The 20336-nt window shown below is 71.5% G+C and carries 20 protein-coding genes; 8 read left to right on the forward strand and 12 right to left on the reverse strand.

From position 1 onward, the window contains the following. The first annotated feature begins 9 nt into the window (after positions 1-9). From EAS64_RS08180 to EAS64_RS08200, 5 genes are all read left to right on the forward strand, one after another. Entirely contained in the window at positions 10-492 is a 483-nt protein-coding gene (locus EAS64_RS08180) for a (2Fe-2S)-binding protein (protein WP_187365762.1), read from the forward strand. Continuing rightward, complete coding sequence (locus EAS64_RS08185) at positions 489-2855, forward strand: xanthine dehydrogenase family protein molybdopterin-binding subunit (RefSeq protein WP_145852030.1); 2367 nt, start codon at positions 489-491, stop codon at positions 2853-2855. Before EAS64_RS08180 ends, EAS64_RS08185 begins: the two co-directional genes overlap by 4 nt. Beyond that, on the forward strand, positions 2852-3709 hold the full coding sequence (locus tag EAS64_RS08190; RefSeq protein WP_145852032.1) for an FAD binding domain-containing protein: 858 nt from the start codon (positions 2852-2854) through the stop codon (positions 3707-3709). Before EAS64_RS08185 ends, EAS64_RS08190 begins: the two co-directional genes overlap by 4 nt. A 128-nt stretch (positions 3710-3837) precedes the next feature. Next, the gene (locus EAS64_RS08195) at positions 3838-4539 is read left to right on the forward strand and encodes an SRPBCC family protein (protein ID WP_222849080.1); all 702 of its coding nucleotides are present in this window, start codon (positions 3838-3840) and stop codon (positions 4537-4539) included. 141 nt (positions 4540-4680) lie between these two features. Continuing rightward, complete coding sequence (locus EAS64_RS08200; RefSeq protein WP_145852034.1) at positions 4681-5094, forward strand: arsenate reductase ArsC; 414 nt, start codon at positions 4681-4683, stop codon at positions 5092-5094. A 68-nt stretch (positions 5095-5162) separates the two neighbouring features. Here EAS64_RS08200 and pstS read toward each other — a convergent pair whose 3' ends face one another. From pstS to EAS64_RS08220, 4 genes are all read right to left on the reverse strand, one after another. Beyond that, positions 5163-6296, reverse strand: coding sequence for a phosphate ABC transporter substrate-binding protein PstS (gene pstS, locus EAS64_RS08205; RefSeq protein WP_145852036.1), 1134 nt, complete (start codon positions 6294-6296; stop codon positions 5163-5165). A gap of 23 nt (positions 6297-6319) precedes the next feature. Further along, entirely contained in the window at positions 6320-7708 is a 1389-nt protein-coding gene (locus EAS64_RS08210) for an FAD-dependent oxidoreductase (protein ID WP_145852039.1), read from the reverse strand. Between the two features lie 26 nt (positions 7709-7734). Continuing rightward, positions 7735-8496: an aquaporin gene (locus tag EAS64_RS08215; protein WP_222849081.1), complete on the reverse strand. Its 762-nt coding sequence runs from the start codon at positions 8494-8496 to the stop codon at positions 7735-7737. Between the two features lie 258 nt (positions 8497-8754). Further along, positions 8755-9132: an ArsR/SmtB family transcription factor gene (locus EAS64_RS08220; RefSeq protein ID WP_145852043.1), complete on the reverse strand. Its 378-nt coding sequence runs from the start codon at positions 9130-9132 to the stop codon at positions 8755-8757. Between the two features lie 85 nt (positions 9133-9217). Between EAS64_RS08220 and EAS64_RS08225 the strand changes: the two genes are divergently transcribed. Further along, entirely contained in the window at positions 9218-10540 is a 1323-nt protein-coding gene (locus tag EAS64_RS08225; protein WP_145852428.1) for an FAD-dependent oxidoreductase, read from the forward strand. 1 nt (position 10541) lies between these two features. Further along, complete coding sequence (locus tag EAS64_RS08230) at positions 10542-11786, forward strand: MFS transporter (RefSeq protein WP_145852045.1); 1245 nt, start codon at positions 10542-10544, stop codon at positions 11784-11786. Positions 11787-11792: 6 nt separating this feature from the next. Here the strand turns inward: EAS64_RS08230 and EAS64_RS08235 are convergent, their stop codons facing one another. Next, positions 11793-12470 carry an arsenate reductase/protein-tyrosine-phosphatase family protein gene (locus tag EAS64_RS08235; RefSeq protein ID WP_145852046.1) on the reverse strand — a complete coding sequence of 226 codons (678 nt, stop codon included), beginning with the start codon at positions 12468-12470 and terminating at the stop codon, positions 11793-11795. A gap of 147 nt (positions 12471-12617) precedes the next feature. Between EAS64_RS08235 and EAS64_RS08240 the strand changes: the two genes are divergently transcribed. Continuing rightward, entirely contained in the window at positions 12618-13196 is a 579-nt protein-coding gene (locus tag EAS64_RS08240) for a DinB family protein (RefSeq protein ID WP_222849082.1), read from the forward strand. Here EAS64_RS08240 and tsaD read toward each other — a convergent pair. From tsaD to EAS64_RS08275, 7 genes are all read right to left on the reverse strand, one after another. After that, complete coding sequence (gene tsaD / locus EAS64_RS08245; protein WP_145852048.1) at positions 13161-14204, reverse strand: tRNA (adenosine(37)-N6)-threonylcarbamoyltransferase complex transferase subunit TsaD; 1044 nt, start codon at positions 14202-14204, stop codon at positions 13161-13163. The two genes, EAS64_RS08240 and tsaD, sit on opposite strands and share 36 nt — an antisense overlap. Before the next feature lie 73 nt (positions 14205-14277). Further along, positions 14278-14823, reverse strand: a complete 546-nt coding sequence (gene rimI / locus EAS64_RS08250; protein WP_145852050.1) for a ribosomal protein S18-alanine N-acetyltransferase — start codon at positions 14821-14823, stop codon at positions 14278-14280. After that, positions 14823-15506: a tRNA (adenosine(37)-N6)-threonylcarbamoyltransferase complex dimerization subunit type 1 TsaB gene (gene tsaB, locus EAS64_RS08255; RefSeq protein WP_145852053.1), complete on the reverse strand. Its 684-nt coding sequence runs from the start codon at positions 15504-15506 to the stop codon at positions 14823-14825. Before tsaB ends, rimI begins: the two co-directional genes overlap by 1 nt. Positions 15507-15558: 52 nt before the next feature. Beyond that, positions 15559-16881: a hypothetical protein gene (locus EAS64_RS08260; RefSeq protein WP_145852055.1), complete on the reverse strand. Its 1323-nt coding sequence runs from the start codon at positions 16879-16881 to the stop codon at positions 15559-15561. A 71-nt stretch (positions 16882-16952) separates the two neighbouring features. After that, positions 16953-17459 carry a tRNA (adenosine(37)-N6)-threonylcarbamoyltransferase complex ATPase subunit type 1 TsaE gene (gene tsaE / locus EAS64_RS08265; protein ID WP_145852430.1) on the reverse strand — a complete coding sequence of 169 codons (507 nt, stop codon included), beginning with the start codon at positions 17457-17459 and terminating at the stop codon, positions 16953-16955. A 52-nt stretch (positions 17460-17511) separates the two neighbouring features. Continuing rightward, positions 17512-18627, reverse strand: a complete 1116-nt coding sequence (gene alr, locus EAS64_RS08270; protein ID WP_145852058.1) for an alanine racemase — start codon at positions 18625-18627, stop codon at positions 17512-17514. A 5-nt stretch (positions 18628-18632) separates the two neighbouring features. Continuing rightward, entirely contained in the window at positions 18633-20312 is a 1680-nt protein-coding gene (locus tag EAS64_RS08275; RefSeq protein WP_145852060.1) for an NAD(P)H-hydrate dehydratase, read from the reverse strand. Positions 20313-20336: the final 24 nt, after the last annotated feature.

Here is a 20336-nt window from a genome sequence, read left to right on the forward strand (position 1 = left end):
GGCCGCGTTGTGAGAATCAGCGTGAAGATCGACGGCGCGCGTTATGAGGACGACGTCGAACCCAGATTGCTTCTAGTTCATTACCTGAGGGAGCAGGCCGGGCGCACCGGGACTCCCATCGGCTGCGATACCTCTAACTGCGGTGCGTGCACTGTGTTGCTCAACGGAAGGTCGGTGAAGAGCTGCTCCGTCCTGGCGGTACAGGCCGACGGTGCGGAGATCACCACGATCCAGGGACTCTCGAACGGCTCCCGCGAGCTGCACCCGCTCCAGCGGGCGTTCCATGAGGCGCACGCACTCCAATGCGGCTACTGCACGCCCGGCATGATCATGGCCGCCGTCGACCTGCTCAGCGACAACCCGCACCCCACCGAGGAAGAGGTCAGGGACGGGCTTGAGGGCAACCTGTGCCGCTGCACCGGCTACCAGAACATCGTCCGCGCCGTCCTGGCGGCCGCCAGCGGCAGTTCAACCGCGGAGGCGAGCGCATGACCGCCACCGAGATTCCCGCGCTCGAGGTCGGCAAGGCACGGCAGCGCAAGGAAGACGCCAGGCTGATCACCGGGCAGACCAACTGGACGGACAACATCACCCTGCCCGGGCTGCTGCACGTCGCGTTCCTCCGCAGTCCGCACGCGCACGCGCGGATCGCCTCCGTCGACCTGTCCGCCGCCAAGGAGGCGTCTGGCGTCATCGCCGCGTACTCGGGCGCCGACTTCGCGGCCGAGCAGGGCTCGCTGCCCTGCGCCTGGCCGGTCACACCGGACATCGTCATCCCCGAGCACCCGTCGATGGCGGTGGACACCGTCCGGTACGGCGGCGAGATCGTGGCCGCCGTCGTGGCCCGTGACCGGTACGCAGCGGCCGACGCGCTCGAACTCATCGACGTGACCTACGAGCCGCTCGAGCCGGTGCTCGACATGGAGGCGGCCCTCGCCGCTGGGTCGCCGAAGGTGCACGAGGCTGGCAACAAATCATTCACCTGGCCCTTCGGCCAGGGTGACCTCGACGCGGCGTTCCGCGACGCCCCGGTGGTCATCGAGCGCACCTACCGGCAGCAGCGGCTCATCCCGTCCGCGATGGAGCCGCGCGCCGTGGTCTGCGCCCAGACCGGCGACGAGTTCACGATGTGGACCTCCACGCAGATTCCGCACGTGCTGCGGGTCATGCTGGCACTCGTCACCGGCATACCCGAGCACAAGCTCCGAGTGATCGCGCCGGACGTCGGCGGCGGGTTCGGCTCCAAGCTGCAGGTCACCGCGGAAGAGGTGCTCGCGCTGCTGCTCGCCCGCAAACTCGGGCGGCCGGTCAAGTGGACCGAGTCCAGGTCCGAGGGGAACGTCGCGGTGCATCACGGCCGCGACCAGATCCAGCGGCTGCGCCTGGCCGCGGACGACGACGGCCGCATCCGCGGCCTCGACGTGGACCTGCTCGCCGACATGGGCGCCTACCTGATGCTCGTCACGCCGGGCGTGCCGCTGCTCGGCGCGTTCATGTTCAATGCGATCTACAAGATGGACGCCTACCGATTCAGCTGCACCGGCGTGTTCACCACCAAGACCCCGACCGACGCCTACCGCGGGGCCGGCCGGCCTGAGGCCACCTATGCTATTGAGCACCTGCTCGACGACCTGGCCGCCGAGCTCGAGATGGACCCGCTTGAGCTGCGCGAGCGGAACTGGATCAAGCACGAGGAGTTCCCGTACACCACCATCGCGGGGCTGACCTACGACTCTGGCAACTATGAGGCGGCCACCGCCGAGGCCAAGAGGCTGTTCCACTACGACGAGCTTCGCTCGGAGCAGTACGAACGGGTCTCGGCTGGCACTACAGTTCGCCTGGGCATCGGCATCTCGACGTTCACCGAGATGTGCGGGCTAGCGCCGTCACGCGTCCTCGGTTCACTCGCCTACGCGGCGGGCGGCTGGGAGCACGCGTCGATCAGGATGCTGCCCACCGGCAAGGTCGAGGTGGTGACCGGGTCTTCGGCGCACGGGCAGGGCCACGAGACCGCCTGGTCGCAGATCGTCGCCGACCAGCTCGGCGTCGCGTTCGAGGACGTGCGGGTGCTGCACGGCGACACCGCCATCTCGCACAAGGGGATGGACACCTACGGCTCGCGGTCGCTGGTGGTCGGCGGCACCGCCCTGGTCAACGCCTGCGACAAGGTACGGCAGAAGGCCAAGGTCATCGCGGCGGCGATGCTCGAGGTATCCGCGGACGACCTGGAATGGTCCGATGGCCGCTGGGCGGTCCGCGGCGACCCCGACCAGGGCAAGAGCATCGGCGAGATCGCGTTCGCCGCGTTCGCCGCGCACAACCTGCCCGACGGGGTGGAGCCGTCGCTCGACTCGGACGCCACCTACGACCCGGACAACTTCTCGTTCCCGCACGGCACCCACCTGTGCGCGGCCGAGGTGGACACCGAGACCGGCCAGGTCCGCATCCGCTCCTACGTCGCGGTCGACGACGTGGGCGTGGTGGTGAACCCGACGATCGTCGAGGGCCAGGTGCACGGCGGGATCGCCCAGGGCATCGCGCAGGCGCTGTACGAGGAGGCGGCCTACGACTCCTCCGGCAACCTGGTGACCGCCTCGCTCGCCGACTACCTGATCCCGTCGGCGGCCGACCTGCCGTCGTTCACCACCGCGCGGACGACCACGCCGTCGACGCTCAACCCGCTCGGCGTCAAGGGCGTCGGCGAGGCGGGCACGATCGCCTCCACGCCGGCGGTGGTTAACGCCATCGTGGACGCGCTGCGGCCGTTCGGCGTGCACGACGTCCCCATGCCCTGCACGCCGGAACGGGTGTGGCGGGCGATCCAGGAAGCGCGTTCGGAAGGAGCCGCGCAGTGATCCCGGCGAAGTTCGACTACGTCCGTCCGTCCTCGGTGGACGAGGCGGTGTCCGCGCTGACCTCGGGCGGCGAGGACGCGAAGGTGATCGCGGGCGGGCAGTCGCTGCTGCCGCTGCTGCGACTGCGCTTCTCCTACCCGTCCGTGCTCGTCGACGTGGGCGGGCTCGATGAGCTGCGCGGCGTGCGCGACCTCGGCTCCGCACTGGAGATCGGGGCGATGACGACGCACTACGAGCTGACGCGCGATCCGCTGATCGCGGCGCACTGCGGCCTGCTCGCGCAGGCCGCGGGGACCATCGCGGATCCGGCGGTGCGGCACCGCGGCACGATCGGCGGCGCGCTGTCGCACGCCGACCCGGCAGGCGACCTGCCCGCCGTCGTCACCGCCCTCGACGCGACCCTGGTGGTCACCGGGCCGTCCGGCTCGCGGACCATCGCGCCGGCGGACTTCTTCACCGACTACCTCACCACCTCGCTCGCCCCCGGTGAGATTCTCACCGCCATCCGGGTGCCGAAGCTGGACGGCTGGGGCTACCGGTACGAGAAGTTCCACGTCACCGCCCAGGCATGGGCCATCGTCGGCGTCGCCGCGGTCGCGCGGCGGTCCGACGGGCACGTCGCGGAGGCCAGGGTCGGGCTGACCAACATGGGCTCCGTGCCGGTCCGCGCGCACGCGGTGGAGGCGGCGGCGTCCGGCGCCGAGGCATCAGGGGCGGCGCTCGCGGCCGCCGCGCGGAGCGCGGACGAGGGCACGAACCCGCCGAGCGACCTGCGCGGCGCGGCCGACTACCGGCGGCACCTCGCCCGCGTGCTAACCGGCCGAGCCCTCGCCGTCGCCGCAGGGTTGTCGTGACAAATCGCGGGGCCTGGCGTTGGCGTCCGGCCCCGCGATTGTCCTGGGTCTTGGCCTGCCCGGGACGGGGAAACCCGATGCGCATAGGATTGCCGTTTAGACATTAACCGGCGAGAAAGTAGTGTCGCATGGCCATTGAGCTTGACAACTCATTCATCGTTCCCGTGCCGCCCGAGCAGGCGTGGGACGTCCTGCTTGACGTTGAGCGCATCGCTCCTTGCATGCCGGGCGCCAGCGTCCTGTCGATCTCGGACGACGGCAACGAGATCGAGGGCCAGGTCAAGGTGAAGCTCGGTCCGCTCTCGCTGACCTACAAGGGCACCGCGAAGTTCACCGACAAGGACCAGGGGAACCACGCGATCGCGATCGAGGCGACCGGCAAGGAGACCCGCGGCGCGGGCACCGCGTCGGCCCACGTGCAGGCCTCGCTCAAGCCGGATGCGGCGGGCACGCTCGTGTCCATCCACACTTCGCTGAACGTGACCGGCCGCCCAGCACAGTTCGGCCGCTCGCTGCTGCCCGAGGTGAGCGGCAAGCTCATCGCGCAGTTCGCGTCGAACCTGCAGGCCCTGATCGAGTCCGACAGCGCGCCCGCTGAGGCCCCGGCGGCCGAGGGCGGCGATGCCTCCTCTGAGGCCGAGGCGGGCACGGCCGCTCCGGTCGCTGTCAAGCCCGCCACCCCTGCGCCGAAGCAGGAAGAGTCGCTGAACGCGTTCAAGTTCGTCGTGGTGCCGGTGCTCAAGCGGGTCATTCCGGTGGCGGCGATCGGCGCCGCGATCGCGATCATCATCCGCAAGCTCACCGGCAGGGGCAAGGCCAAGAAGTCCTGACCGGACTGCGCAGCGCGGCAAGCGGCCCGGATCACCTCATCAGACGAGGCGACCCGGGCCGCTGCCGTCTGCGATCGGTGTCCGGTGACAGCGGTCTGCTGATGACAGTTAACGTCCCACCCGAGACAGAAAGACCCGATAATGCCTGACAAGCCATCCGTACTGTTCGTCTGCGTCCACAACGCCGGGCGCTCGCAGATGGCAGCCGCCTGGCTGACCCACCTGGCGGGCGACCGGGTGGAGGTCCGCTCTGCCGGTTCTGCCCCCGCCGACACGGTCAACCCGGCGGTGGTCCAAGCGATGCGCGAGGTCGGCATCGACATCTCAGCCGAGACCCCCAAGGTGCTCACCATCGAGGCGGTCCAGGCCTCGGACGTGTGCATAACTATGGGCTGCGGTGACGCCTGTCCGGTCTTCCCCGGCAAGCGGTACCTAGACTGGAAGCTGGATGACCCGGCTGGCCAGGGCACTGCGGCCGTCCGCCCCATCCGGGATGAGATCAGGAAACTGGTCGAAGACCTGATCGCCGAGATCGCCACGGAGGCAGACCGGTAGGCGGGACGCGCGCGAGGGTGTCATCGCAATGAGACCCGGCTTGGACAAGTATGCGGGCGCCCCTTCGGTTAGCTGGCAAGGGGAGTTCCGTCAGGGCCGGTGACAAGGGCGAGCGTGCTTGCGGCGAGTTGCTGGACGACAGTCGGCAGTGGCACGTAGCCGAGAGTTCCGGCGTAAGCCTGGCCGGCGTGAGTGAGCCAGGTGAGGAGTGATACCAGGGCCTGGCCGACGGGCTGGCTGGGCTGGCGGAGGTAGATCAGTACCCAGCTGTAGCCGGTGATCGGGTAGGCGGCCGGGCCGGGCTCGTTGACGATGGAGAAGTCATCGGGGCTGATGTCGGGTTTCGCCGCCGCGTCGGCGGCGATCGCCGGGGTGGTCGGCATGGTGTAGCGGCCGTCGCGGTTGGCGATGGCGGCGTTGCCGAGGCTGGTTCCGGTGGTGTAGGAGCGTTCGGTGTACCCGATGGAGTACTGGATGCGGGAGACGTCGGCTGCGACGCCGGCGTTGCCGTCGGCGCCGGTGCCGGCCGGCCAGCGGAGGCTGCGCCCGGTGCCGACGGAGCTGGCCCATGCCGGGCTGACCTGGGACAGGTAGTTGCTGAAGATGTAGGTGGTGCCGCTGCCGTCGGAGCGGTGCACGACGGTGATGTAGGCGTCGGGCAGCTGCGCGCCGGGGTTGAGGGCGGTCAGGGCCGGGTCGTTCCATTTGGTGATCTGGCCGAGGAAGATGCGGGCCAGGACCGGGCCGGTCAGGCGCAGCGGGGCGTTGCTGAGGGTCAGGACGTTGTAGGCGACGGTGACGGCGCCGAGGTCGACGGGGATCTGCAGGGCGGGGCCGCCGCGGGCGCCTGCGAGGTCGGCGGTGCTGGCGGGGACGTCGGTGGCGCCGAAGTCGACTTGCCCGGCGGTGAAGCGGGTGATGCCGGCGCTGCTTCCTACTGCGGAGTAGTTGATCCCTGTGTAGAGGTGGGCTTGCTCGTAGGCGGGGAATGCCAGGTCGAAGAACGGCGCGTCGAAGGTGGACCCGGCGCCGGACAGGTCCGCCACGTCGGCGGTGGTTGGCTGCGGGTTAGCGGTGGTCGCGGTGCTGGTGCACGCGGTGACCGCGCCGGATAGCAGCAGGGCAAGCAGGATAGCTGCGGGCCCTGCCGGTGCCCGGCGCGGGCTCACATGGGGACGCTGGCGGGAGAGCAGGTATGGCATCGTTGCCTCCTGTCCGTTGGCGGTTATGAGATGGGGACCTGGCGCATCCAGGCCTGGGCGCCCGCCTGGATGGCGTCCCAGGGGCTGCCTAGTGGCGGGGTGTAGGACAGGTCGAGGTCGCTGATGGCGTCGATGGTCATGCCGTTGTAGATGGCGGTGGCGGCGATGTCGATCCGCTTGGCGATCTCGGCGTGCTTGTGGCCGAACAGCTGGACGCCGAGCAGGAGGCCGGTGTCGCGGTCGCCGATCCACCGCATCGCGATGCGGTGGCTGCCGGGGTAGTAGGCCTTGTGGTCATCGGCCTCGGAGGCGACGGTGAGCGGGGTGTAGCCGGCCTGGACGGCTTCGTGGTGGCGCAGCCCGGTGCGGGCGGCGGCGTGGTCGAAGATCTTGACGACCTGGGTGCCGAGGCTGCCGGCGAACTCGCGCCGCCCGCCTGCGGCGTTTTCCCCGGCGACCCGGCCCTGCTTGTGCGCGGTGGTGCCGAGCGGCAGGTAGGTTTCGCCGAGCAGCCGGTGGTGGGTGATGACGCAGTCCCCGGCGGCGTACACGTCGGGTATCCCGGTGCGCATGGCGCGGTCGACGGTGATCGCGCGGCCGGCGCCGAGGCTGGCGCCGGCCCCGGCCGCCAGGGCCGTCTCGGGGCGGACCCCGGTGACGACCAGGACCATGCTGGCGTGCCGGGTTACTTCCTGCCCGTCCGCGGTGACGGCGTCGACGCGCAGCCGTGCGGGCTCGCCGTTTCCTGCGCGGCTGATGGCTTTGACGGCGGTGCCGGTGAGCACGTTCACGCCGCGGTCTTCCAGTTCGGCGTGCACCAGGGCGCCGAGTGAGGTGCTGACGGTGGGCAGGACTTCTGGCAGCTGCTCGATCTGGGTGACGGCCAGGCCGCGGACGCTGAGCGCGTCGGCCATTTCCAGCCCGATGTAGCCGGCTCCGACGATCACGGCGCTGGCGGGGTTGTCTTCTTCCAGGGTGCGCATGATGGCGAAGGTGTCGTCCATCGAGTGCAGCAGGTGCACGCCGTCGGCGGGGCCGAGTTCGCTGAGGCCGGCGATCGGCGGCCGGACCGGGACCGCGCCGGTGCCGATGACGAGCTGGTCGTAGCCGATCAGCTCCTCGGTGCCGTCGGGGCCGGTGACCAGCAGCTTGTGGCCGGATACGTCGATGTGGCGGGCGGTGGTGTCCAGCCGCAGGCGCATCCCGGTCGCTTCCAGGTCGGCGCTGGTGCGGTGCGCGAGGTTGCGCCAGTGGGTGACCTCGCCGGAGACGTAGTAGGGGATGCCGCAGATGGAGAAGTTCGGGTAGGCGTCGGCGGCGACAACCGTCACCTCGGTGCCGGGATCCACTTCCCTGGCGCGCAGGGCGGCGCTGATCCCCGCGTCGCTCCCGCCGACGGCGACGATGTGCATTGCGTACCTCCGTGGTGGCTAGGTGGTTAGCGCTTCGCACGGCGGGCGTCGCCGTCCGCCGTGTCCAGGCTGTCGCTGCCGTGCGGCACGATGGCGGTGCCGGCCTGGGCTGGGGTGAGCGCGGGATACAGCCCGCGGACGATGAGGACGCCGGCGATGCCGCCGCCGATCTGCGCGGCGATGAACACCGGCGCCGAGGACGGGGCGATCCCGGCGAACGTGTTGGAGAACATGCGGCCGATCGTGATCGCCGGGTTGGCGAAGCTGGTCGAGGACGTGAACCAGTACGCGGCGCCGATGTAGGCGCCGACGGCGGCCGGCGCGCTGGCCGCCCGCCCGGCCCGGGCAAGGGCGAAGATCACCAGGATCAGGCCGGCGGTGGCGATCACCTCCGACAGCGCATGCGGCCCCGACGCCCGGTGCTTGGTCGAGATCGACACCGCGGCCTGCGCGAACATCACGTTCGCGGCGACCGCCCCGGTGAAGCAGCCGGCGACCTGCGCGGGCAGGTAGGCGGCGGCGTCCCGCCAGGACAGGCCGCCGAACGCGGCGTCGGCGAACGACACCACCGGGTTGAAGTGCGCGCCGGACACCGGCCCGAACATCAAGATGATCGCGAACAGACCGACCGCGGTCGCCGCCGCGTTCTCAAGAAGCTGCAGTCCCGTGTTCCCCGGTGAAAGCTGCTGCGCGGCGATTCCAGAGCCGATGACGATCGCGGCGAGGAAGGCGCTGCCGAGGAACTCAGCCGCGAGCCGGCGCGGCAGCTGGATAGATGCACTGGTCACACGACCATGCTGGCGCACTTGAGATAAGTCAGTCAAGGTTGAGTCAAATAATAGTGAGTAAAAACAGGAATGCCCGGTCTGCGGCAGTGATCCGGAACAGGACGGCCTGGCGCCGCCGGGCATCGCGGCCCGCTGGGGCAGCGCGTGGCAGCCTGGGAGAGGCGCGGCCCGCCGGGCGAGCGCGAACGGCCGGACGGCACCAGGCCGCAGGCGGGGATGCTCGCGGCGGCGCTCACATCCAGCGGTTACGGCCCAGGCTCAGCCATGGGGCGCGGCGGCGGTTTCCGAGGCCCGCAGGGTGTCGCTCAGCGTCAGCAGCGCGCCGGGGACGACGCGGTAGTAGGCCCACTTGCCGCGCTGGTCGCGGGTGATGAGGCCGGCCTCGACGAGCTGCTTCATATGGTGGGAAACCGTCGGCTGGGACAGGCCCACCGGGCCGGTGAGGTCGCAGATGCAGGCCTCGCCGCTGTCAGCGGCGGCGATCAGCGACAGCAGCCGGACCCGGTGCCGGTCGCCCAGCGCGCGGAACACCTGCGCGATCCGCTCGGCGGCCTCCTCGTCCAGCACGCCTCCCGCGATTGGCGCGCAGCACGCGGCCAGGTCACCGGGCAGCAGGGGCAGTGGCACGCTCGTCATGAACCGATTCTCCCATACTGATTGACAAAACTCGATGCATCGAGAATATTCAATGCATCGAGATTTTTGGATGGGAGAAGGCGGAGTGATGAGCGAACTGCCCGTGATCGTGATCGGCGCCGGCCCGCAGGGGCTGGCTGCGGCGGCGCACCTGCTGGAGCGCGGCCTTGAGCCACTGGTACTCGAGGCGGGGGACGGCCCGGCGGCGGCCGTGGCGGAATGGGGGCACGTGCGCCTGTTCTCGCCGTGGCCCGAGCTGGTGGACCAGGCAGCCGCCCGGCTGCTGGAACCGTCCGGCTGGAAGCCGCCGGCGCAGGGCTACCCGACCGGGGCCGAGTGGATCGCCCGCTACCTGGCTCCGCTGGCAGAGGGACTGGGCGGCCGGGTCCGGTACGGGACCCGGGTGACCGGCGTGTCCCGCAAGGGACGCGACCGGCTGGCCGGCGCGGGACGCGACGGGCAGCCGTTCACCGTCCACGTCTCCGGCCAGGACGACGGCGAGGAGCGGCTGGAGGCGCGGGCCGTGATCGACGCGTCCGGGACGTGGCGGCTCCCGAACCCGGCCGGGGCGGACGGCCTGCCCGCCCTCGGCGAGCAGGCAGCCGCCGGGGTGATCCGCTACCAGATCCCGGACTTCTCCGCCCCGCAGGCGTTCGCCGGCAAGCACACGGTCGTGGTCGGTTCCGGGCACTCGGCGGCCACGGCAGTCATCGAGCTGGCCCGCATCGCCCGCGCTCACCCGGGCACCGCGATCACCTGGGCGATCCGCCACGGCGTCACCGCCGGCACCTTCGGCGGAGGTACCGCCGACCAGCTGCCCGAGCGGGGCGCGCTCGGCACCCGGGCCAAGCAGGCCGTCCAGGACGGCCTGGCCGGGCTGGTGACCGGGTTCCGCACCGCGCGCATCAGCCTGGACGCGGCAGGGCGGGCGGTGCTGGAAGCCGAGGACGGCACGGAGCTGCCCCCGGCGGATGCCGTGGTGGTGCTGACCGGTTTCCGGCCGGACCTGTCGTTCCTTAGCGAGCTACGGCTCGACATGGACCCGGTACTCCAGGCGCCACGGAGGATCGCGGCCGACATCGACCCGAACGTGCACTCCTGCGGCACCGCCACCCCGACCCTGGCTGCCGACCTGGCCCACCCCGAGCCGGGCCTGTACCTGACCGGGATGAAATCCTACGGGCGCGCGCCGACGTTCCTCGCCATGACCGGGTACGAGCAGGTCCGCAGCATCGCCGCCGAGCTGGCCGGCGACCGCGAGGCCGCCGGCCGGCGCGAGCTCGTGCTGCCCGACACCGGGGTGTGCAGCGGCGGCGGCCTCCCCGACGACCCCGACGGCGTCAGCGGCGGCTGCTGCGCGCCCGCGCCGCAGGTGCTGCAGATCGGCCTCGCCTCCGCCAGCGCCTGACATGGCGATCGCAGCGCCCGCCGCCGAGAACACGCCGCAGCAGGGCGGGTCCCGGCGGCAGGCGCTGGCCGCCCTGTGCGTCACCGAGATCGTGTCCTACGGGGTCATCTACTACGCGTTCCCCGTGCTGGCCGGGCAGATCACCGCGGGTACCGGCTGGTCCCCCACCGGGGTGACCGCCGCGTACTCGGCGGGGAACCTGGCCGGGGCGCTGGCCGGCATCCCGGCCGGCCGTCTCCTGCACCGGCACGGGCCCCGGCTCGTCATGACCGCCGCCAGCGTCACGGGCATGCTGGCCGTCGCCGCCATCGGCGCCGCGCCGTCCTACGGCTGGTTCCTCGTGGCGTGGCTGGCCGCCGGGATCGCGAGCGCCGGACTGTACTACCCGCCCGCCTTCGCCGCACTGACCGCCTGGTATGGGCCGCGTCGTGTCCAGGCGCTGACCACCCTCACGCTGGCCGCCGGGTTCGCCAGCACCATATTCGCACCGCTCGCCTCGGCCCTGGACACCCGCATGAGCTGGCGCGCGGTCTACTTCACCCTGGCCGCCGTCCTGGGCCTGGTCACCATCCCCGCCCACGCCCTCGCCCTCCGGCCACCGTGGAACCCGGGACATCCCTGCACGGCGGACAGCACCGCCCGGGCGCCAGGGCCGGACGCCAGCGTACTGACAAGCCGGCCATTCCTGCTCCTGGTCACGGCGGCGACGCTGTGCGCCTTCGCCCAGTACGCGGCGCTGGTGAACCTGGTACCGCTGCTGGAAGGCCGGGGGCTGTCCGCCGGGCTGGCCGCGTGGGCGCTCGGTCTGGGCGGTGCCGGGCAGGTCGCCGGCCGGCTCTGCTACCGCGCCCTGGCCGCCCGCCTCGGCACCCGCGCCAGGATGGTCGCGATCATCGGCGCCGGCGCCGGCGTCACGTTGCTCCTCGGGCTGCTGCCCGGCCCCGCGGTGCTGCTCGTCGCCGCGTCGATGCTGGCCGGGGCAGTCCGCGGCGTGTTCACACTCACCGAGGCCACCGTCGTATCGGACTACTGGGGGCCGCACCGCTACGCGGTACTCAACGGCGTGTTCAACGCACCCCTGATCGCGGCCGGCGCGGTCGCACCCAGCATCGGCGTGGCGATCGCCACCGCCGCGGGCAGCTACCCGGCACTGTTCGCCATCCTTGCCGCGACCGCCGCCGCAGGCGCGGCACTGGCGGCTGCCGCGCCGTCGCCCCCGCGTCAGGACACAAGGACCAGACCGTGAGCAGGGTCAGCAAGCGTCCGCGAGTCTGGGGACGAGCAGCCCGACACGGCGGCGAAGCTCAGTAACCGCCGCGTCGAAATTCTCCGGGCCGCCGGCCCCTACAGGATCAGGGACCGACCAGTGCAGAGCGGCCAGGCCGCCCAGTTCCTCGTGCGCGAGGTCGCAGACCGCCACGATCATGTCATCATCGTGGCGGACCTCAGCCAACTGCCGTGGCCGCTGCCGGACCAGCGGCAGCCGGTGCCGCCGCGCGGCCGCGATCGTGCCTGGGTCGATCACCGGGGCCGGGTGGGTCCCGGCCGACACTGCCGGGATCTTGCTTGCCTGGTTCCACAGCGCCGCCGCCAGGTGCGAGCGGGCGGAGTTGGCGGTGCACACGAACAGCACCCGCGAAGCGGCCCACAGCGAGGGCCTGGCCGGAGAGTCCAGCGCCCCAGGCACCAGCCGCAGGTAGGTCCGCCGCCGGTCGCCGTCAGAACGGCGCCGAACGACTAGGCCCGCCTCTTCGAGCACGTGCAGGTGGTGAGCGAGCAGGTTGGACTGCATCCCCAGCATGGCCGCCAGCTCCGACGGCGAAGCATCCCCGTCAGCCAGCGCATCGGTGACCTGCAGCCGTGCCGGGTCGGCCAGCGCCGCATGCACCGCGGCGCGGCGCTCCAGCTCCGCTGTCTCCTCACTGCTCATTGACTCAATCCTGAATGAGTGAAATCGCCCTGTCAAGGCAAGCGCACATCCGGTGACGCCCTGGCGCAGCAGACTCTTCAGGCCGGTCTCAGGTTGCACTGGTTAGGCTCGCTGGAGATAACGCGAGGATACGGGCTTGGTTAGCTGGTGATCTCAGTGGACATGGTGGACCGTGAGGCAATCTACGAGGAGCTGAGGGGTGCCCGGGCGACGTTTCGCCGCCTGGTAGAAGATGCCCGTCCCGATGACCTGGCCAGGGAGTCCAGCGGGACCCGGTGGACCAACCAGCAGCTGCTGTTCCACATGTTGTTCGGATACCTGCTCATGCGGCCGCTGCTGGTGCTGGCCGGGATGTTCACCCGCATGCCTGTCAGTGCCAGCCGGGTCTTTGCGAAGGCGCTGGACGAAATGACCGGGCCGTTTCACTGGGTCAACTACCTGGGCTCCTGCCTCGGGGCGAGGGTCTTCCCCCCTCGGCGGATGGCCGCGACGCTGGACCGGGTCACCATGGCGCTGGAGCGGCGGCTTCGCGCAGAGACCGGCGCAAGGCTGCATTCTGGGATGCACTACCCCGTCCGGTGGGATCCCTTCTTCAAGGACTTCATGACCGTGGCCGACCTGTATCACTATCCGGCCCAGCACTTCGATTTCCACAAGCAGCAGCTCACGCTCAGGCAGGTAGGGGCTAGGTCAGGGGACCAGGACCTCGGTGACCGGGAGCGATGAGTCAGCCGGGAGGGCCAGGCTGGACGGCGGACGGCCCGCCGCCACGATCGAGGCGCCGAGCGCCGCCACCATCGCGCCGTTGTCGGTGCACAGGCCCGGCCGCGGCACCCGCAAGCGGATGCCCGCCGAAGCGCAGCGTTCGGCTGCCAGGGCCCGCAGCCGGGAGTTGGCCGCCACCCCGCCGCCGATCACCAGGTCCGTGACGCCGTGCTCGCGGCAGGCGCTCACCGCCTTGCGGGTCAGCACGTCAGCGACGGCCTCCTGGAAGGAGGCGGCCACGTCCGCCACCGGAACCGGCTCTCCCGCATCGCCGCGAGCCTCCACCCAGCGGGCCACGGCTGTCTTCAGCCCCGCGAACGAGAAGTCAAGCGTGCCGTCGTGCAGCTTGGCGCGCGGGAACCTGATCGCGTCGGCCGCACCCTCCTTCGCCGCCCTGTCGATCGGCGGACCGCCGGGGAAGGGCATGCCAAGGACCCGGGCCACCTTGTCGTAGGCCTCACCCGCCGCGTCGTCGATCGTCGAGCCTAGCGAGGTCATCTCGCCGGTCACGTCCGGCACCAGCAGTAGCGACGAGTGGCCGCCAGAGACGAGCAGCGCCACGCACGGCGCCGGAAGCGGGCCGTGCTCAAGCTGGTCGACTGCCACGTGCGCCGCCAGGTGGTTGACGCCGTAGAGGGGCTTGCCGAGCGCGTAGGCGTAGGCCTTCGCCGCAGCGACGCCCACCATGAGCGCGCCGGCAAGTCCAGGGCCCGCGGTCACCGCCACAGCGTCGATGTCTGACGGCCGCACCCCCGCCTTGGCGAAGGCGCCGTCAAGCACGGGCACCATGGCCTCCAGGTGAGCCCTGCTCGCCACCTCCGGCACCACGCCGCCGAAGCGGGCGTGCTGGTCCATCGACGAGGCAACCTCGTCGGCGAGCAGCTCACGGCCCGCCACGATGCCGACGCCTGTCTCATCGCATGACGTCTCGATGCCTAGCACAAGCGGGCCGCCGGCCGGAACGCTCATGAGGACACCTCGCTGGCGCTCGGAGTCCGCATTCGCGGACGCACTGTACTTACCGATTCGCTCGCAAGCTCGCTCATGGATGCAGGTCCTTCCGCATCACGATCGCGTCCGTGCCCGATGGCTGGTAATAGCCGCGGCGCACGCCGATCTCCTCGAATCCGCGCCGCAGGTACAGTCCCCGTGCCCGCGGGTTGTCCGCACGGACCTCAAGGAAGACCTCGGCGCAACCACGGTCGCGCGCCGCGGCGAGCAGCGCGCCGAGCAGTGCGGAGCCGATTCCCCTGCCCCAGAAAGCGGCGCGGACCGCGATCGTCAGCACGTCGGCCTGGGTGCCATCGGGCAGGAACATCATCCCGGCGTAGCCGGCCATGGCCGTGCCACCCGGGGCACCGCGCCCGCTGACGCTCTCCTTGCTTTCGACGCCGCCGTCGCCCGCGTCCGCCTCCGCGAGCAGGTAGAGCCGGCTCTCCGGCGGCTGGGCGATCTCGCCGGCGAACATCTCCGCCGTCCACGGGTCCTCGGGGAACAGCTCGTGCTCAAGCGCGAGCACGTCCACCAGATCCGCCTGTTCCAGAGCGCGCAGGCGAGTTCCCGCCGCGTTGCCCGGCGTGCTGGTCATCACGGCGTCACCCGCTTCGGCGCGCCTGGCTCACGGGCATCGGGCCGCCGTAGGTACAGCGGCTCCGGCGGGAGCAGGGTGCTGCCAGGGTCGCCCCCCGCCAGGGCCGCCACCGCGATCCGGCACAGGGTCGCGGCCGCTGGGTAGGCGGGGCCGACCGCGTCGGGGAGCACCTCTGGATAGAGCATCGGTCCCTCGCCGGCCGCGAGCAGTCCCGCCGCGGGGATCTCCGCGGGCCGCGACACCTCCGGGCCGGACAGCCTCGTCCCAGCGCTGTCGTAGCGCGCCCAGTACAGCTCACGCCGCCGCGCGTCGGTGGCGACAAGGAAGTCGCCCGCGGGCCGGCTGACTTCAGCGTCGTGGCCGCCAGAGACCACATCGGCGGCGATCACGTCGAGGCTGCACAGGCCGTATACCGGGATGCCGAGCGCGGCGCCGAGCACCCGCGCGGTCACCAGGCCGACCCGCAGGCCGGTGTAGGGGCCGGGGCCGACCCCGACCACGATGCCCGTCAGGTCACGTTGCGAGGCGCCTCCATCGGCGACGGCCTTCGCGATCGCCGGCGCGAGCAGCTCCGCGTGGCGGTGCGCGTCCACCGTGACAAGCTGGGCCAGCGGCTGACCGCCGTCATGCAACGCAACAGTTACTGCGGGCGTCGCGGTGTCAAGTCCGAGCAGCAGCACGACCAATGAGGGTAGTCGAAGCCGCGGCCCGTGCGGGCATCGTGGCGGCGCCTCAGCCGACGATCTTGGCCGCCATCTCCTGGCCGACCGTGGTCGCGGCCGCGGTGAGGTCGCTCATCGAGACGGGCCCGTAGTTCTTGCCCTTGCTCGACTGCTGAAGTCCGTCCACCACGACCGTGACGATGACGTTGCGGTAGCGGACAAGGACGTTGGCCACGTCCATGGTCGCACCGCCGCGGTCGAACACCTGGGTGGCCTGGAAGGCGGAGGTCTCGTTGCCGCCCGGCATCCCCGTCAGGTCCTTGACGACGGCCTTCGGCTGCCCGCTCTTCGGCCCAGGGGAGGTAAAGCCGTTCTGGAACGACTCGTAGGCGTCCTGCGCCGCGAACGTGGCACTGCCGTTCCCCGAGGCGAGCCCGCTCGGCGAGTAGGCGACCAACTGCACCTGGAGGACCCGGTACGTCGGTGCCGCGTCGAGCGTCCAGGTGCACTCGGTGTTCGCGCCGGAGTTCAGCGGCGGCGAGGCCTGCTTGAGCTTGCCCGGCAGGTACTTGCCGAGCGTCGCGGAGGGGACCGCCGTGCACGGGTTTGGCACCTGCTGGAGTTCACCGGGCAGGAACTGGGTCACGAAGCTGCCGAAGCCGAGGTTGGCGGCCCCAGGACCGCCGCTCAGCAAGTAGCCGAGCCCGGCGGCAAGGACGGCCACCACGCTGCCGACGGCGATCCACAGCCGCCGCCGCTTGCGCCGGCCGGCCCGGCGCTCGCCGCGCGAGTCAAGCCCGCGCCGGTGCCAGCGCGCGGAGAACGCCTCAACCGAGTCGGGCTCGGCCCAGGACGGCACGTCCTCGTCCTGCGGGTCCATCTGCTGGGATGGCTGCTGAGCCTGCTGCTGCGGGGCCTGCTGCTGCGGAGCCTGTGCCTGCGGCCCCGACGGCGCCTGCAATCCCGGCCAGGGCGCCTGCCCAGGCCAGTCCTGCTCCTGCTGCGCCGCCTGTCCGGGCCAGGATTGGTCCTGGCCGGCCTGCCCGGGCCATGTCTGCGGTGCGGCCGGCCCGCCGCTCGGGTATCCGTTGCCGTACTGACCGCCGCCGTAGCCGCCTGGCGCCTGCTGGCCGCCCTGCGGGTAGCCGCCGCCAGCGGACGGCTCGGGGTAACCGTAACCGCCCTGCTGCGCCGCCTGACCCTGCTGTCCTTGCCAGCCCCCCTGCGCGCGACCATCGCGCGCCCGGGCCTCCCTGGGGCGGATCGGCGCGAGATCAGGGAATTCCCGCTGATCCTGCGGTGTGGCGTCATACCCCTGCCACTCGGGCACGTCGTTGTCCTGACGCGCCCGGCGGCCGCGCGGCCGGCCGGGGAATGACCCATGCTCAGTCACGGCAATGCCTCCGGGGGGTTTGTGACCTAAGACCAGGCAGAACGTACGAAAAGGAGCGGTACAAAGCCGAACTATAGACGATCTGCGAGGTCCGCGAGGGGCAACTTGATGCCTTCCCAGCGCTCGCCAACGGCGGAAATGCGCACCGTGCGTGCCCTGTCCGCCGTCATGTCGTCCAGTTCGCCGCTCCCGCCTGGCTCCGGTGCAATGGCGATTTCCAGCCGGTCCGCCGCGAGTCCCTCGGCAAGTCCTTCGCCCCACTCCACCACCGTCACCGAGGAGGAGGTGTCGGTGTCCAGGTCAAGGTCGTCGAGTTCGAGCGCGCTGCCAAGCCGGTAGGCGTCGGCGTGCACCAGGGCCGGCCGCTGGCCGGCCGGCGAAACCGCGGCGCCGTTACCGCGCAACGGCGGATGCACCCGGGCGATCACGAAGGTGGGCGAGGTGATCGGACCGCGGACGCCAAGCCCGTCCCCGATGCCCTGGGTCAGCGTGGTCTTACCCGCGCCGAGCCCGCCGCTCAGTATGACCAGGTCCCCGGCGCGCAACTGGGTGGCGAGTGCCCTGCCGAGCGCGCGCATCTGCGCTGCCGCCGGGACGGTGAGGGTGACAGGCAGCTCCGCCGAGCCGGCGCTAGGCACGGTGCGCCCTCGGCACGCGCGCGCCGATCCCGGTGACAATCTCGTACGAGATCGTGCCCAGGGTGTCTCCCCACTCCTGTGCCGTCGGTTCACCGTTATCGCCCGGTCCGAAGATCACCACTTCGTCTCCTTCCGCCACCGGTTCGTCGCCGAAGTCGATCATCAGCTGATCCATGCAGACGGTACCGGCGATCCGCCACCGTTGGCCACGCGCCCACACCAGCGGCAGGCCGATCGCGGCGCGCGGTATCCCGTCGGCGTAACCGACGGGAACGAGGCCGAGCGTCGTCTCGCGGGACGTCGTGTACCGGTGCCCGTAGGACACACCCGTTCCCCCGGGAACCCGCTTCACGAGCGCCAGCCTCGCCCGCAGCGTCATCGCGGGGCGCAGCCAGGGCGGCGGTCCACCGGGAAGCGTGGCGAGGCCGTAGGTACCGCCGCCGACCCGCACCAGGTCGTAGCGGGAATCCGGCACGTCGAGGGCGGCCGCCGTGTTGGCGATGTGCCGCACCTGCGGCGTGATGCCCGCGCCTTCGGCGACGGCCAGCGCCTCCTTGAACGCGGCAAGCTGCGCCTCGATGGAGGGATTGCCCGGATCGTCCGCCGAGGCGAAGTGGGACCAGACGCCCGCGACCACGATGCTGCCCGCGGCCTCCGCCTGCCGGGCCGTCTCGAGCACCGACGGCCAGTCGGCCAGGGTGGCGCCGCCCCTGCTCAGCCCGGTGTCCGCCTTGAGGTGCACCCGCGCGCGACGGCCTGCTCCCGCCGCCGCGGCGGCGATTCGCCGCACCATGCCTGCCGAGCCCGCCGACAGATCCACACTGGCGGCGATGGCATCCGCGTGCTGATCGGAGCCGATGGCCATCAGGCAAAGCAGCGGGGTGTCGATGCCCGCCCGGCGCAGTTCGAGCGCCTCGGCCACGTGCACCACGCCGAGCCAGGCGGCGCCGCCGTCGACGGCGGCGTGCGCCGCGGGGACCGCCCCATGGCCGTAGCCGTTGGCCTTCACGACCGCCATGACCGCGGCGGGCGCCACATGCTCGCAGAGCGCCTCGACATTCCCGCTGATGGTGCTCAGTTCGACGGTGGCTTCCGCGTGGCTGTCCATGGACATCATGCTAGGCGGAACGCGCGCGGGAGTGCGCGGATCACGTCGGCGGCGCCGATCGGCGCCGACCCAGCCGTCCAGTCTCCATCACCGGCCGCCCCGTCCCGGCCAGCCCAATGCCGGCCAGCCCAATGCCGGCCAGCCCAATCCCCGTCAGCACTGCCGCCGGCCGCGGCTAGCCGTGCGGCCAGCCCGTGCAGGTACGCGGCGGTGATGGCCGCCTGCGGCAGCAGCATCCCCTGGGCGAGCAGCGCACCCGCCAGCCCGGCAAGGACGTCCCCGGTCCCCGCGGTGGCGAGCCACGGGGTCCCCGTGGTGTTCACGAGCACCGGGTCGATGCCGCCGGGCGGCGCCACCACTGTCGTGGAGCCCTTGAGCAGAACGCACGCGCCGAACGAGATGGCCGCCCGCCGCGCGTGCTCGAGCCGCCGCTCCTCGACGTCAGCCGGGTCAGCGCCGAGCAGCCTGCCGAGTTCCCCCGCATGCGGGGTGAGCAGCGTGGGCGCGGCCCGCGGCAGCATCTCCCGATGGCTGGCGATCAGGGTCAGCCCGTCCGCGTCCACCAGGACGGGCAGGCTGGTCGCGAGCACGGCAGCCAGCCGCCGCGCCGCCTCCTCGTCGGTTCCCATCCCAGGTCCGGCCACCCACGCCTGTACCCGCCCCACGTCCTGCGGGAACCGCGGGCCGCCCGCCCCGCTCAGTTCCGTGATGACGACCTCGGGGTGGACCTGCCTAACCGCCGCCGCGGCGACGGGGAAGGTGACGAGCCGGACCATGCCCGCTCCGCCGTGCACCGCACCGCCGGTCGCGAGCAGCGCCGCCCCCGTGTACCGGTCACTGCCGACAAGCAGGCCGAGCACGCCGCGCCGGTACTTGTCCGACTCCGCGGTGGGCCGGGGAATCAGCTCCGCGATGTCACCGGCCTGCGGGGCGCGGGCATCCGGTGGCTTGTCGAGGAACGGGCCGAGCCCGATGTCGACGAGCTCGACCACCCCGGCATGCCTGGCGGCCGGGTCAATGAGCAGCCCGGGCTTCATCGTCCCGAATGTCACCGTCACGTCGGCGCGTACCGCGGGGCCGTCGACCGCACCGGAGTCCGCGTCCACGCCCGACGGCAGGTCGGCCGCGACGATGAGCGCGCCCCTCGTGTTGTCCGCGAGGGCTGCGAGGGTGGCATAGGGCTCGCGGAGACCGCCACTGCCGCCAATGCCGAGTAGCCCGTCGATGATCAGGTCCGCATGCCCGATCTCGCTGCGCACCTCGTACCCGATGTCGTGCCCGCCGCCATTCGCCTGTCCAGTCCCTGGCAGGTCAGTCCCCGCGAGATCCGGCCGTGTCGCGTCCGGATCGTCCGGCTCTGCCACGCGGATGATCCTGCCTCCCGCCGCGGTGAGCGCCCGTCCGCCTCCCGCGTGCAGTCGCGGCCCCGCCTGGATGACCGTCACCGACGCGCCCCTCCTGGCCAGCCGTTCGCCCGCGTAGAGTGCGTCGCCCCCGTTGTCACCCGTCCCGGCGAGGATCACCACCCTAGCGCCATAGACGCGGCCCGCGCTATCGCGGAGCAGGCCGGCGCAGACCGAGGCGAGCCCCGCTGCCGCCCGCTGCATGAGCGCGCCGTCCGGGACAATCGACATCAGCGCGGCTTCCGCCGCCCGCACCTTGGCAACCGAGTAGGCATCACGCATGCTGCCTAGTCTCCCCCGTTGCCC

The sequence above is a fragment of the Trebonia kvetii genome (assembly GCF_007827045.1).
GTDB lineage: Bacteria > Actinomycetota > Actinomycetes > Streptosporangiales > Streptosporangiaceae > Trebonia > Trebonia kvetii.